11 protein-coding genes and 1 pseudogene are annotated in these 13,044 nt (G+C 63.4%); 7 read left to right on the top strand and 5 right to left on the bottom strand.

Annotated elements, in window-relative coordinates:
- Position 1 precedes the first annotated feature (1 nt).
- A complete protein-coding gene (locus LOKO_RS02895) occupies positions 2 to 1,396 on the bottom strand; it encodes an aminotransferase-like domain-containing protein (protein WP_066444806.1) in 1,395 nt (464 codons plus the stop codon).
- A gap of 96 nt (positions 1,397 to 1,492) precedes the next feature.
- Between LOKO_RS02895 and LOKO_RS02890 the strand changes: the two genes are divergently transcribed.
- Positions 1,493 to 2,095, top strand: a complete 603-nt coding sequence (locus tag LOKO_RS02890) for a LysE family translocator (RefSeq protein WP_066444804.1) — start codon at positions 1,493 to 1,495, stop codon at positions 2,093 to 2,095.
- A 161-nt stretch (positions 2,096 to 2,256) separates the two neighbouring features.
- Here the strand turns inward: LOKO_RS02890 and LOKO_RS02885 are convergent.
- Positions 2,257 to 3,387: pseudogene (locus LOKO_RS02885) on the bottom strand (ABC transporter substrate-binding protein); the annotation flags it as partial.
- Between the two features lie 197 nt (positions 3,388 to 3,584).
- On the opposite strand from LOKO_RS02885, the gene LOKO_RS02880 reads away from it, so the two are divergent.
- Positions 3,585 to 4,268 (top strand): GntR family transcriptional regulator, encoded by a 684-nt coding sequence (locus tag LOKO_RS02880; RefSeq protein ID WP_066444801.1) that lies wholly within the window; start codon positions 3,585 to 3,587, stop codon positions 4,266 to 4,268.
- 15 nt (positions 4,269 to 4,283) lie between these two features.
- On the opposite strand, the gene LOKO_RS02875 is transcribed toward LOKO_RS02880, so the two are convergent.
- Both LOKO_RS02875 and LOKO_RS02870 read right to left on the bottom strand, forming a co-directional pair.
- The gene (locus tag LOKO_RS02875) at positions 4,284 to 5,219 is read right to left on the bottom strand and encodes a hydroxymethylglutaryl-CoA lyase (RefSeq protein WP_066444799.1); all 936 of its coding nucleotides are present in this window, start codon (positions 5,217 to 5,219) and stop codon (positions 4,284 to 4,286) included.
- A gap of 19 nt (positions 5,220 to 5,238) precedes the next feature.
- Entirely contained in the window at positions 5,239 to 6,444 is a 1,206-nt protein-coding gene (locus LOKO_RS02870; RefSeq protein ID WP_066444796.1) for a CaiB/BaiF CoA transferase family protein, read from the bottom strand.
- A gap of 150 nt (positions 6,445 to 6,594) precedes the next feature.
- Between LOKO_RS02870 and LOKO_RS02865 the strand changes: the two genes are divergently transcribed.
- The 4 genes from LOKO_RS02865 to LOKO_RS02850 all read left to right on the top strand — a co-directional run bounded on the left by LOKO_RS02865 (position 6,595) and on the right by LOKO_RS02850 (position 10,154).
- On the top strand, positions 6,595 to 7,485 hold the full coding sequence (locus tag LOKO_RS02865) for a LysR family transcriptional regulator (protein ID WP_066444793.1): 891 nt from the start codon (positions 6,595 to 6,597) through the stop codon (positions 7,483 to 7,485).
- Between the two features lie 102 nt (positions 7,486 to 7,587).
- Entirely contained in the window at positions 7,588 to 7,950 is a 363-nt protein-coding gene (locus LOKO_RS19125; protein ID WP_066444790.1) for a tripartite tricarboxylate transporter permease, read from the top strand.
- A 103-nt stretch (positions 7,951 to 8,053) separates the two neighbouring features.
- Complete coding sequence (locus LOKO_RS02855) at positions 8,054 to 9,025, top strand: Bug family tripartite tricarboxylate transporter substrate binding protein (protein ID WP_066444787.1); 972 nt, start codon at positions 8,054 to 8,056, stop codon at positions 9,023 to 9,025.
- A 157-nt stretch (positions 9,026 to 9,182) separates the two neighbouring features.
- Complete coding sequence (locus LOKO_RS02850; protein ID WP_066444784.1) at positions 9,183 to 10,154, top strand: tripartite tricarboxylate transporter substrate binding protein; 972 nt, start codon at positions 9,183 to 9,185, stop codon at positions 10,152 to 10,154.
- A 69-nt stretch (positions 10,155 to 10,223) separates the two neighbouring features.
- On the opposite strand, the gene LOKO_RS02845 is transcribed toward LOKO_RS02850, so the two are convergent.
- A complete protein-coding gene (locus tag LOKO_RS02845; protein ID WP_066444782.1) occupies positions 10,224 to 10,763 on the bottom strand; it encodes a glycosyltransferase family protein in 540 nt (179 codons plus the stop codon).
- 366 nt (positions 10,764 to 11,129) lie between these two features.
- Here LOKO_RS02845 and typA point away from each other — a divergent pair, with 366 nt between their 5' ends.
- Complete coding sequence (gene typA, locus LOKO_RS02840; RefSeq protein ID WP_066444779.1) at positions 11,130 to 12,977, top strand: translational GTPase TypA; 1,848 nt, start codon at positions 11,130 to 11,132, stop codon at positions 12,975 to 12,977.
- Positions 12,978 to 13,044: the final 67 nt, after the last annotated feature.

The raw sequence follows: 13,044 nt of genomic DNA, 5'->3' as shown, positions 1-13,044 counted from the left end.
CTCACACCATTCGCCAAGGCGCGGCGGGGGGCTCATTCAACAGCTCCACCAAGATATCCAGCGCCTTGGCCAGTGCCTCCCGTGATGGGGCGGCACTGAGACACAGACGCAGCGCCTGGGGAGCGGGCTCGCTGCCGACGCAGAAGGGTTCGGCGCTGGTGACCAGGACGTCGCGTCGTGCCAGTGCTTCCTGCAGCACTGCGCTGCGCAGCCCTTCCGGTAATGGCAGCCACAGGTTGGCGGCATGGGGTCGGCCGCCGACGTCGAAGCCGGTGAGCATCTCCCGGGCAAGTGACTGACGCTCCCCCAATTCCCGTGTTTGCCAGTCGAGCAGCGTCGTGTTGTCGTCGCTTGCCACCCAGCGACACACGGCCTCTACCATCAGCGAGGGCACCATCCAACTCTGGGCACGTAGTGCAGCGGCGAGGCGCTCCCGCAGCGCGGGAGGGGCCACCAGGGCACCAATGCGCAGCCCGCCAGCCAGCACCTTGGCGGTACTGAAGATGAACAGGGTTCGCTCCGGTGCCAGGCGATAGAGCGGGGTGCCGCGCTCCTGTTCCGGCAGGTACTGAACAGCGTCCTCCAGGATCAGGAAATCATGCCGGCGGGCCAACTCGACCAGGCGCTCGCGGCGATTCTGGCTGAGTACCGTGCCGGTAGGATTGTTCTGGTCCGGCGTCAGATAGATCAGTCGGGGCTGCTGCTGGGTGCAGAGGCGGGCCAAGGCCTCCATGTCCATGCCTTCGTCGTCCATGGGAACGCCCACCACCTTGAGATGCGACTGCTGGGCAGCGTCGATCAGGCCCGGATAGGTAAGCACATCGGCAGCGATGCGTTCGCCCGGGCGTGTCAGGGCCTGCAGGGCCAGGCTGATGCCGTGCTGCCCGCCCTGGGTAATCAGCAGTTCCTCGCCTTCGACAGGCATGCCCAGGTTTGTCATCCAGGCTGCCAACTGCTCGCGGTGGGCAGGAATGCCGCGCTCGGACTGGAACGCCACGGCGCGCTGAAGCACTTCGTCGTCCTTGGCGATACCCTTTAGCGCTCTGCCCAGGGATGCGGCACGCAGTGGGTGAGGCGGTGGCAGGCTGAGGCTGAGATCGATCGTGCCGGCATCCATGGGGTGGCTGTGCCGCAAGGGTGTCATTGGCGAGGTATCGCCATTGCGCACATAGGTGCCACTGCCTATCCGAGCGGTTACCCAGCCCTGGCGTTCGGCCTCGGCATAGCCGCGGGTCACCGTTCCTACGGTGACGCCAAGCGAGTCGGCCAGCCGCCGCTGGGGTGGCAGGCGCTGACCCGGCGCCAGTTCACCGGCCTGTATCGCCCGGGCAATGGCATCGGCGATGCCACGGTAGCGGGGTCCTTGGGTCGTGATGGTGGGGTGCCAGATTGTCATGGTGACAATAAAACCTTTGACGCCATAATTGTGCCCATTATGCTGGGAAGTGTGCGCGAATCCAACCAATATAGGCAATATTGTAGGGATACAATAATGGAAGCTTTGGCGTTACTGGGGCCGGCGGCCCTCTACATGATTTCCATGACCATCACCCCCGGGCCGAACAACGTCATGCTGACGGCCTCGGGGGCCAACTACGGCTTCATGCGCACCCTGCCGCATATCTTCGGTATTCTGGGGGGCTGTTTCCTGCTTTTCGCCGGTATCGCCCTGGGGCTGGGGCTGATCTTCGAGCGCTACCCGCTGGTCCAGACCACCCTGCGTATCGTGGGCAGCGGCTACCTGCTCTACCTCGCCTGGAAGATCGCCACGGCACCGCCGCCCGATCTGCGCCGTCGTGGCGAAGGGCGACCGCTGAGCTTCTGGCAGGCAGCGGCCTTCCAGTTCGCCAATCCCAAGGCCTGGGTCATGGGGCTGGCGCTGATGGCGGGCTTCCTCCCCCAGGGCGGCGATACGGTCATGAACGCCTTGATGCTTGCAGGCTTCGCCGAACTGGTGGCGCTGCCTTGCATTGCGCTGTGGGCAGGGTTCGGCACTGCCATCGGCCGCTGGCTACAAACACCGCGGGCGTGGCGCATATTCAATGGTGTCATGGGCGGGCTTACCGCGGCCTGCGTCTACTTCATCCTGAAATGAGCCTTAGCTCGCCACGATAGCCCGTTCCACGATTCGCCATGCAGCGGCTTTGTCGATACTCATCGCTAGTGTGCCAAAGTGCGAGCCCCAGGCGCTGCTTAGGTTGGCACAGCGGGTGTCGAGGAAGGTATCGGTTACCTCCTGGCTGCCGTAGCGCATCAATTCTGCTGCACGGCCTCGGCCCAGCGGGTCCAGGTCTCGCCGTAGGGCAGCGGCAGCAAGCGAACCTCCTCGCCGTCATAGCCCATCTCTTCGAGCAGCTCACGGGCCCGCTCCGGATTATGGTCGTAGGGCTCGAGCTCGTCGTTCTGGAAACGGGCATTGGAACCGAAGGCGGAAAGCGGAACGTTACCGAGCTCGTTCCAGAGGACTTCATGGGCGAATTCACGGTCCATGGCGTACATCACCGCCTGGCGGAACCGCTTGTCGGCGGTGGGACCCTCGCGGTTGTTCATCCACAGCATGGCGAAGGGACTGAAGTACTCGTGACCCTCGTCGGTGATGCAGGTGTTGTCCATGGCGGACAACCGCGGGATATCGAAGTTCTCAACCGTGCCGTTGGGCAGGACATCGACGGTGCCGTTCTCGTAGGCCACGGCACGGGAGGCGCCATCGGGAATGATGTGCCAGTTGATGCCGTCAAGGTAAGGCAGGTCGTCCTCGTAGTAGTCGTCGTTGCGAACCAGTTCGATGACGGTGCCACGGTCCCAGTTCTTGAACTTGAACGCACCGGTGCCGATGGGGTGGTTGTTGTGTTCGTTGTCGCGGAAGTCGGTGCCCTCATAGAGGTGCTTGGGCACCATGGTGAAGGTGCCGGCCTCGAAGGAGAGCAGGAAGGGACCGAAGGGGTCGGACAGGGTGAAGACCACGGTATGGTCGTCGGTCGCCTCAATGCTCTCGACGTGCTGCAGCACGGCACGGGCACTGGGGTTCAGCTCACGGTGAAAGACGTCGGCCGAGAAGACCACGTCGGCGGACGTGAAGGGTTCGCCATCGTGCCAGAGTACGCCTTCGCGCAGATGGAAGGTCCAGGTCAGGCCGTCATCGCTGACGTCCCAGGATTCGGCCAGTTGTGGCATTGGCTCGAGGTCGGTGCTGTAGCGCAGCAGACCCTCGTAGATATTGCCTGCCACGACTCGGGTCGGCGCGTTCTGTACCATGCCAAGTACCAGGCCCGGGGGCTCGGGTTGGATGATGGTGTTGATGGTGCCGCCGGATCGGGGCTCCTCGGCGATGGCGGCTGTGGACGTAAAGGCCAAGGCGGCGATGGCGATGGCCAACGGTGTCTTCATCATCATTATGGCTTTCCTTTTTGTTTTATCGTTGCTGTCTTGTTTAACGATGCCGAGAGATTGGTGACATTCTTGAGCATTCCTATTGACCATAGCAGTCGAAATTTAAACTGTCGACAGTCGGCAATCGACGGTCGACAGCTAGTGTGCTTGGGTCATACTCTAGGCTCAACATCTCTTCCATGAGACTAGTCAGCATGTCTTCAAGTAACGCTATAGGTGATTCCACGTTCATTCAGCAGCGCAACCTGGTGGAGCAAGTCGCCGATTACCTGACCCAGGCGATCATCGGCCAGAAATTTGCGCCAGGCGAACGCCTGTCCGAGGTCCAGCTGGCCCGCGACCTCGGAGTCAGCCGCGCCCCGGTACGCGAGGCGGCGCGCCTGCTGGAAAGCCGTGGCCTGCTCGTATCCCAGCCCCGGCGGGGCTTCTTCGTCCGCGCGCTGGACGCCGCCGAGCTCAACGACATCTTCGATCTCCGCCTGTGCCTTGAGCGCCATGCCATGGCGCGCCTGGTGGATAATTTCGACGTCGACAAGGAAGAGAAGCTGCGACGCCAGGTGGAGGTCATGTGCGAGGTCGCCAGCGGCGACAGCGAGAGCCGCAAGATCGAGGAGGACCTGGTCTTCCACCGCATGGTGATCGCTTTTTCCGGCAATCGGCGCCTGCTCAAGGCGTTCGATGACATCACCCACGAGCTACGTCTCTGCATCGCACTGATCGGCAAGACCCATGCCGACCCCGACAGTATCTCGACCTGCCATTGGCTGCTGCTCGATGCCCTCGCCAGCGGCGACCCCGAACGCTGTCGCGAGGCCATCGACTACCATATCGGCGTGGCACGGGATTACGTTGTCCAGGGCATTGGAGAGACCGCCTGACGCTTCGGCTTGGTACTAGTTGTTCGGCATGGGCCTAGTGATTCGGGGCATGGGATAGCGGCGATCCGCCTTGCCCGCCTTGACCACCTGCCCGGGGGTCTCATGGCCGATCAGTGCGGGAAGGGTGGCCGAAACGGCCAGCAGCGCATCCAGGTCGACGCCTGTATCCACCCCCATCTGCTCGAACATGTGTACCAGGTCCTCGGTGCAGACGTTGCCGGTGGCACCGGGTGCGTAGGGACAGCCGCCCAGCCCGCCCAGCGAGGCATCGAAGCGGGTGACTCCCGCCTGCCAGGCGGAGAGGGCGTTGGCCAGCCCCATGCCCCGGGTATTGTGGAAGTGCAGGGTGAAGGGCGTGTTCGGCCAGCGCGCCAGCACGTCTTCGCACAGCCTGTCGACCTGCACCGGATTGGCCATGCCGGTGGTGTCGCAGATCGTAATGCCGTCGATGCCCATATCGACCAGTTCGCCAATCAGTTCCAGTACCCGCGCCTGTGGTACGTCGCCTTCGAAAGGGCAGCCAAAGGCGGTGGAGAGCGAAGCGTTGACGAACACGCCGCTTCCGGTCGTCACTTCGAGAATAGTGGCGAATCGCTCCAGCGACTGGGCCGGTGTCATGCGAAGGTTGGCCAGGCCGTGGGAGTCGCTCGACGACATCACCAGGTTGATCTCATCCACGCCGCAGGAGAGGGCTCGCTCGCAGCCGCGCAGGTTGGGGACCAGCACGGTTATGCCCACCGCTTCCCGGCGACGGATGCCGCGTACGACCTCTTCGGCGTCCCGCAGTTGGGGAATGGCTTTCGGCGAGGTAAACGAAGTCGCCTCGACTCGTGCCAGGCCAGTGGCCGACAGGGCGTCGATCAGGCGGATCTTGTCTGCCGTGGGGACGAAGGCGGCTTCGATCTGCAGGCCGTCGCGGGGTGCCACCTCGTTGATCTGCAAGGGTGTCATGGGGCTCTCCTGGGATTCTTCAGATGATGCCTGCCTGGCGCAGCTTGACCCGGGTCTCGTCATCGATACCCAGCTCGTCCAGTACCTCGTCGGTGTGCTGCCCGAGCGACGGGCCGCCGTTTCCGAGCCTGCCGGGAGTGGCGCTCAGCCTGGGGAGGACACCGGGAACCTTGAGCGGTTTGCCATTGGGTCGGATGAAGGTCTGGATCATCTCCCGGGCCAGGTAGTGAGGATCGCTGGCGATATCGGCGGCGGTATAGGGGTAGCCGACGGGGACTCGGGCGGCTTCGAGCTTTTCGATGATCTCGTCGCGAGAGCGCGCCTGGGTCCAGGCTTCGATGGCGCCGTCGATGCGTTCGGCCTGCCGGCTGCGTCCGTCGTTATGGGCGAGAGCCGGCTCCTGGGCCAGGTCGTCGCGGCCGATCACCCCCATCAGGCGCTTGAAGATGCTGTCGCCGTTGCCGGCGATGAGCACATAGTCGCCCCCTCGGCAGCGGTAGGCGTTTGACGGGGTGATGCCGGGCAGGGCGCTGCCGCTGGGCTCGCGGATCTCGCCGCTGGCGTCATATTCCGGCAGCAAGCTCTCCATCATGGCGAAGACCGATTCGTAGAGCGCGACGTCGATGACCTGGCCCTGCCCGCTGCGGGCGCGCTCCTGTAGCGCAAGCAGGGTGCCGATAACGGCATAGAGGGCGGAGAGCGAGTCGCCGATACTGACGCCCACCCGAACCGAGGGCTCGCCAGGGTGGCCGGTGAGGTAGCGCAGCCCGCCCATGGCTTCGCCGATCACGCCGAAGCCGGGCTTGTCCCGGTAGGGGCCGGTCTGGCCATAGCCGGAGACACGGACCATGATCAATGCCGGATTGATGGCCGAGAGCGCCTCCCAGCCTAGCCCCCAGCCCTCCAGGGTCCCGGGGCGGAAGTTCTCCACCAGCACGTCGGCTTCGACAGCGAGACGGCGCACCAGGGCCTGTCCTTCCTGGCTGCGAAGGTCCAGCGAGAGCGAGCGCTTGTTGCGTGTCTGGACGTGCCACCAGAGCGAGGTGTCATCCTCTATCATTCGCCATTTGCGAAGTGGATCGCCGGTTCCCGGCGGCTCGATCTTGATCACGTCGGCACCGAACTCGCCGAGCAGCTTGGTGGCAAAGGGGCCGGCTATCAGCTGGCCGAGTTCGAGAACCTTCAAGCCCTCAAGCGGCAGGCGACGGTCTTGCGGGTTCGACATGGTAAGCACTCCTTGCACAGATACCCTTCAGGATGCGGGACCGGAAGGGTGGCAACAATTCAGCAAAGGGGAAGTCAGGGTTCGTCCATGGCGAAGACATGGCGTAAGATCTACGGGTTGCCCCGTAACCGGCCCGGAGGATACCAAGCCGTGCGACGCTTTGATTTCATGACGCTCAAGCTCTTCGTGTCGATTGCCGATGAAGGCCGGCTGACCGCAGCGGCGGAGCGGGAGCACATGGCGCTGGCGGCAGTCAGCAAGCGCATCAGCGATCTCGAGTCGCTGGTCGGCACCTCGCTGCTGTATCGCCGGCCTCGAGGCGTGGAGCTGACCCCGGCAGGGCATGCCTTCCTGCATCACGCCCGCCGGATCCTCGAAGACATCGAACGCCTTCGGGCGGAGCTGAGCGAATATGGCGAGGGCGTGAGGGGGCACGTGCGTATCCATTCCAACACCTCGGCCATCATTGCCTTTCTGCCCCAGGACCTGAGTGCCTTCTCCCGGCTCTACCCCGAGATCAAGATCGACCTCCAGGAGCGTATCAGCTCGGAGGTGATCGCTGCTGTTCGTGATGGCCTGACCGACGTGGGTATCTTCGCCGGGCATGTTGCCTGCGACACCCTCCAACTGCTGCCCTATCGCAGTGATCGACTGGTGCTGATGACGCCACGCGATCATCCGCTGGCGGATCGGTCGTCCATCTATCTTCACGAGGCCACCGATCACGATTTCATCGGCCTTCAACAGGACACCTCGCTGCAGTCCCTGCTGCATGAGCAGGCGGGCCGCGCGGGAAAGACGCTGCGCATGCGCATCCAGGTGCGCAGCTTCGATGCCATCTGTCGCATGATCCATCATGGCATGGGGGTCGGCGTGCTGCCGGAGCGGACGATCTATCGCGAGCTGGGGGATCTGCAGCTGAGAAGCATACCCCTGAGCGACGAATGGGCCAGGCGTGAACTGGTGATCGGCGTCCGGCAGTACGATGCCCTGCCGGTTATCGCGCGACACCTGGTGGATCATCTCACGGCCCCGGCCTGAGCCGGCTCAGCTGTCGCGCACGATGGTAAAGGGCGACCACTGCTGGCACAGCGGGGTGACCTCGAGCCGCGTGATGTTGACGTGGGCGGGGAGTTCGGCGACATGCAGCGCCTGCTCGGCCACGTCATTGCGGTGGTGATCTTCCTCTGCCTGGCCGGCATCCAGGTGCAGGGCTATGGCACCTTCGGCCTGGTTACGGTATTCGTCTTCGCGATCTTCGGCTACTTCCTGAAAAAGTTCGATTACTCCTTCGTCACCTTCCTGGTGGCCTTCATCGTCACGCCCATGCTGGAGATGAACCTGCGCCAGTCGGTGATCCTTTCGGGCGGTGAGATCGGCATCTTGCTCGATCGGCCCATCGCCCTGGCCTTCATCGTCTTCACGGTGCTGATGGTGCTGCACCTTGGCTGGAGCAGCTATCGCCGTCGGATGAAGGCGCGCTACAAGGCCAGGACAGATAGTTGAGTCGGCCGTACTGCAACCGCGCAAGGCAGTGAAGCAAGACACGCAGCAAAACAACGACGCAAGACACGAAGCAAAACAACGAAGCAATAAAGAGGGTTACACCATGAAAATTAAGCTACTCACGACCGCCATCCTCTCTTCCGCCATGGCGCTCGGCATGGCCGGCACGGCCCAGGCCGACGAGTTTCCCACCAAGCCGTTGACCCTTGTCGTCGGCTTCGGCGCTGGTGGCAGTACCGATATCCAGGCCCGCGTGCTGGCCAACGTGCTGGAAGACGAACTCGGCCAGCCGGTCAACGTAGTCAACCAGCCGGGGGCCGGTGGCGGCGTGGCACTGGCGCGCCTGGCCAACAATACCGACGAGGGCTACACCTTCGTCTTCGGCACCTCCATGACCATCACCTTCGGCCCGCTCTCCACCGAGACCACCTATCAGTTGGATGACTTCCGCTACGTGGCCGGCGTGACCCTGGGCCAGTCGGCCATGGTCACCGGTGAGGACCGTGAGTTCGGCGATACCTGGGAAGGCCTGATCGAATATGCCCGCGAGAACCCGGGCACCAGCTATGCCACCCAGACCGCACTGGATCGCATGATCATCGAGTACATCGCCCGTCAGGAAGGCCTCGACCTGCGAATCGTACCCACCGCCGGCGGGGCCGGCATGGCGCCGCTGATCCTCTCCGGCGACGTGGATTTCGGCTACAGCGGGGGCACCCACTCCGGCTATGCCGACAGCGGCGAGATGCCGGTGCTGCTGAGCCTGGCCGAAGATCGCCTGGTTGCTTTCCCCGACGCCCCGACCCTGCAGGAAGCCGGCTACGACATCAACGCCGCCGAGATCCGCGTGGTGATGGTGCCCAAGGACGTACCGGACGCCCACGTGGCGCGACTCGCCGAGGCACTGGAAGCGGCAACCCAGGACGAGCGCTTCATCGAGATCACCGAGGAGCGCATCCTGATGCCGGTGACCTACATTCCCGAGGATGAGGTCACCCAGACTCTCGCCGATCAGGTCGAGGGCTACAAGGCCCTGCTGGAAGAACTCGGCGGCCTGCCCGAAGACGAGGAGTAATCGCTCAGGCGCCAATCTGTCCACAAAACCTGCCCGCCGCTCCGGCAACCCGGGAGCGGCGGCAACGGCGAGCTGAAACCGGCCCTGAACGGGCCACCGCTCGCGCCACTTTGGCCCTGCTATCCGCAAGGCCATCAAGAAATGAAGAGGTCCAACAATGAAAATGAAGCTTCTGAGCACTGCCATTCTGTCCGCCAGCATGGCCTTTGGCACCATCGGCCTGGCACAGGCCGACGAATTTCCGACCAAGCCGCTGACCCTCGTCGTCGGTTTCGGTGCCGGCGGCAGCACCGATATCCAGGCCCGCGTGCTGGCCAACGTGCTGGAAGAGGAGCTCGGCCAGCCGGTCAACGTTGTCAACCAGCCTGGCGCCGGTGGCGCCGTCTCGCTGACCCGGCTGATGAACAACCAGGATGAGGGCCATACCTTCGTCTACGCCGGGACCAACGGTACGCTCACCTTTGCACCGCATGCCCACGACACCGATTTCACGCTGGATGACTTCCGCTATGTCGCCAGCATCACCACCGTGCAGCACGCCATTGTCACCGGCGAAAACCGTCCCTTCGGCGAAAGCTGGGAAGACCTGATCGAGTACGCCCGCGAGAATCCGGGCACCAGCTATGCTACCCAGCACGCCTTGGATCGGCTGGTCATCGAATACATCATGGAGCAGGAAGGCATCGACCTGCGCATCATTCCCACCTCCGGTGGCGCCGGCATGGCCCCGCTGATCCTGTCGGGTGATGTCGACTTCGGCTACAGCGGCGGCACCCACTCCGGCTACGCCGACAGCGGCGAGATGCCGGTGCTGCTGAGCATGGACTCCGAACGCCTGTTCGCCTTCCCGGACGCCCCGACCATTCAGGAAGCCGGCTACGACCTGGATACCTCCGACTTCCGCGTGGTGGTGGTGCCGAAGAATACCCCGGACGCCCATGTAGAACGCCTTGCCGAGGCGCTTGAAGCGGCGACCCAGGACGAGCGTTTCATCGAGATCACCGAAGAGCGCATCCTGATGCCGGTCCACTTCATGGGTGAAGAAGAGGCCACGGAGATGCTGCATGCCCAGTCGGAGAGCTATCGCCAACTGCTGGAAGACATGGGCGGTGTCCCCGACGACGAGTAACGCCATACGCAAGATGCACCGATTCAGCGCCCGCCTCTCGGCGGGCGCTGTCCTATGCGCAGGCCGGCCTCAGGCACCCTCGATCGATATGCGAGCCTGGCAGGCCCGCAGCCGCTCGATCAGCTCGGGTATCGCATCGTGCTCCAGCTCGGGATCGAACCCTCCGATACGCTCGAACCAGGGGCGGGTCACACAGATGGTGTCGGTGGGCGAGGCTCGATACAACCAGTTCAGTAAGCGTAAAAGTACGCTCCTGTGCTGCACCCCCAAGAGCGCGGCATCCCACCCCTGCTGGCCAATGTCGCTGAGCTGGTTGTCCAGCCATGCAGGGAAGCCATGCAACGCCCCGCCGGGGAAGAGCAGAAGTTCGCCCTGGCTGGCCGCCACGGCACCGTTGAGCCGCTCACCCAGCGGGCAGCGTGGACAGGGCAACAGGGTGACGCCGAAGCGGCTGGCCAGCCCGGGCAACCGCCGGTCACCGGTATCGTCGACCACCAGCAGCTCATGCTTGCCTTCACCGTATCGTGGATCGCGCTTCAGCACGCCGAGGTGTCGTGGCAGTTGGGCGCCGAAGGAGCGGGCATCGAAGAGAATACTGCTCGCATACATGCGGCCGACTCCTGTACGGCAAGCGAAGGGGACAGGCTTGCAGGATAGGGGGCGTTAAATGTCATATAACGTATCGTTGTGTGTAGAAAGGAAGCGAAAAGTATCCAGACTGGTTTTCATCGCCCCTCCCTGCCAGTTCAATCCGCCATGAAACAGCAGGATGGGCAGCGTGGCGTCAGTCCTAAGGCGGCCATAGCCCCAACTGGAAGCCGAGGCGTCTCTACCACAACGGCACGATGGCTGAGGTTCTGCTATTCCCCTTCCGTCCTAGTCTGTACAATGCGCCTCCACTCTCCCTACCCCCGCGCCTAGGGTACTTTCTTGTTATGTGTACATAGGTGCGTAGATGATGACGAGCCACAACCTATGAGCACAGCTGTTCCCTCTCAGATCGAGAGCCTTCGCAATATCGCCATTATTGCCCACGTCGACCATGGCAAGACCACCCTGGTCGACAAGCTCCTCAGCCAGTCCGGCACGCTGGACCGCAAGGCCGAGGGGCAAGAGCGCATCATGGATTCCAACGACCAGGAAAAGGAACGCGGTATCACCATCCTGGCCAAGAACACCGCGATTCGCTGGCAGGCCCCCGGTGCCGAGCAGGTCTACCACATCAACATCGTCGACACCCCGGGACACGCCGATTTCGGCGGCGAGGTCGAGCGCGTCATGTCCATGGTCGATTCGGTGCTGCTGCTGGTGGACGCCGTCGACGGCCCCATGCCCCAGACCCGCTTCGTGACCCAGAAGGCCTTCGCCCAGGGCCTGAGGCCGATCGTGGTGGTCAACAAGATCGACCGCCCCGGCGCTCGCCCGGACTGGGTCATCGACCAGATTTTTGACCTGTTCGACAACCTTGGCGCCAGCGATGAGCAGCTCGACTTCCCGATCATCTACTGCTCGGCGCTCAACGGCATCGCCGGACTGGATCCGGAAGAGCTGGCCGACGACATGACGCCAATGCTTCAGTCCATCGTCGACATCGTCGAGCCGCCCAAGGTCGAGCTCGACGGACCGTTCCAGATGCAGATCTCGGCGCTCGACTACAACAGCTATGTCGGCGTCATCGGCCTTGGCCGCATCAAGCGCGGCAGCGTGCGTCCCAACCAGCAGATCACCGTGATCAGCACCGACGGCACCACCCGCAAGGGCAAGATCGGCCAGGTGATGACCCACATGGGCCTGGAGCGCGTGCAGACCGAGCAGGCCGATGCCGGCGATATCGTCTGCATCACCGGTATCGACAACCTGTCGATCTCCGACACCCTGTGCGATCCGGCCGCCGTCGAGGCCCTGCCGCCGCTGTCGGTGGACGAGCCCACGGTCTCCATGACCTTCCAGGTCAACGATTCGCCCTTCGCCGGCCGCGACGGCAAGTACGTCACCAGCCGCAACATCAAGGAGCGTCTCGAGCAGGAGCTGATCCACAACGTGGCGCTACGCGTCGAGCCGGGCGAGACCCCGGAGAAGTTCAAGGTGTCCGGCCGCGGCGAGCTGCACCTCTCGGTGCTGATCGAGACCATGCGCCGCGAAGGCTTCGAGCTGGCGGTGGGCCGCCCCGAGGTGATCATCAAGGAGATCGACGGCGTCAAGCAGGAGCCGTACGAAGAAGTGATCATCGACTGCGAAGAGCAGCATCAGGGCGCCATCATGGAGGAGCTCGGCTACCGCAAGGGCGAGCTGACCAACATGAACCCCGACGGCAAGGGCCGTGTTCGCCTGGACTTCATGATCCCGGCCCGTGGGCTGATCGGCTTTCGCGGCCAGTTCCTGACCCTGACCTCGGGCACCGGCATCCTCACCAGCCGCTTCGACCACTACGGCCCGCTGAAGCCCGACGCCTCCATCGAGCGGCGCAACGGCGTGCTGGTCTCCATGGTCGACGGCAAGGCCCTGGCTTATGCCCTCTATGCCTTGCAGGAGCGCGGCAAGCTGATCATCGACCACGCCACCGAGGTCTACGAGGGCATGCTGGTGGGCATCAACAACCGCGCCAGCGACATGGTGGTCAACCCCACCAAGGGAAAGAAGCTGGACAACATGCGCTCCACGGGCAACGACGAGAACATCGTCCTGACCCCGCCGGTGAAATTCTCGCTGGAGCAGGCCATCGAGTTCCTCGACTCCGATGAGCTGGTCGAGATCACGCCCAACCATATCCGCCTGCGCAAGAAATTCCTCAAGGAAAACGAGCGCAAGCGCGCCAAGAAGTAAGCCGATCCCAACCTGTCATGACGCTGCCATCAGCGTCATGGCGGGACGATCCGAAAACCGGTGCCAG

Origin of the sequence: Halomonas chromatireducens, assembly GCF_001545155.1 — a bacterium.
In the GTDB taxonomy this organism is placed as follows: Bacteria; Pseudomonadota; Gammaproteobacteria; order Pseudomonadales; family Halomonadaceae; genus Halomonas; species Halomonas chromatireducens.
Note: the sequence above shows the minus strand (reverse complement) of the source record. Positions and strands in the feature narration are given on the sequence as shown.

What these genes read in the sequence shown, in the direction of transcription:
- LOKO_RS02850 (WP_066444784.1), top strand. Translation starts at nt 9,183, where the DNA reads ATGAAAATGAAGCTTCTGAGCACTGCCATTCTGTCCGCCAGCATGGCC.
- LOKO_RS02880 (WP_066444801.1), top strand. Translation starts at nt 3,585, where the DNA reads ATGTCTTCAAGTAACGCTATAGGTGATTCCACGTTCATTCAGCAGCGC.
- LOKO_RS02890 (WP_066444804.1), top strand. Translation starts at nt 1,493, where the DNA reads ATGGAAGCTTTGGCGTTACTGGGGCCGGCGGCCCTCTACATGATTTCC.
- LOKO_RS19125 (WP_066444790.1), top strand. Translation starts at nt 7,588, where the DNA reads ATGCAGCGCCTGCTCGGCCACGTCATTGCGGTGGTGATCTTCCTCTGC.
- LOKO_RS02875 (WP_066444799.1), bottom strand. Translation starts at nt 5,219, where the DNA reads ATGACACCCTTGCAGATCAACGAGGTGGCACCCCGCGACGGCCTGCAG.
- LOKO_RS02895 (WP_066444806.1), bottom strand. Translation starts at nt 1,396, where the DNA reads ATGACAATCTGGCACCCCACCATCACGACCCAAGGACCCCGCTACCGT.
- LOKO_RS02855 (WP_066444787.1), top strand. Translation starts at nt 8,054, where the DNA reads ATGAAAATTAAGCTACTCACGACCGCCATCCTCTCTTCCGCCATGGCG.
- typA (WP_066444779.1), top strand. Translation starts at nt 11,130, where the DNA reads ATGAGCACAGCTGTTCCCTCTCAGATCGAGAGCCTTCGCAATATCGCC.
- LOKO_RS02845 (WP_066444782.1), bottom strand. Translation starts at nt 10,763, where the DNA reads ATGTATGCGAGCAGTATTCTCTTCGATGCCCGCTCCTTCGGCGCCCAA.
- LOKO_RS02870 (WP_066444796.1), bottom strand. Translation starts at nt 6,444, where the DNA reads ATGTCGAACCCGCAAGACCGTCGCCTGCCGCTTGAGGGCTTGAAGGTT.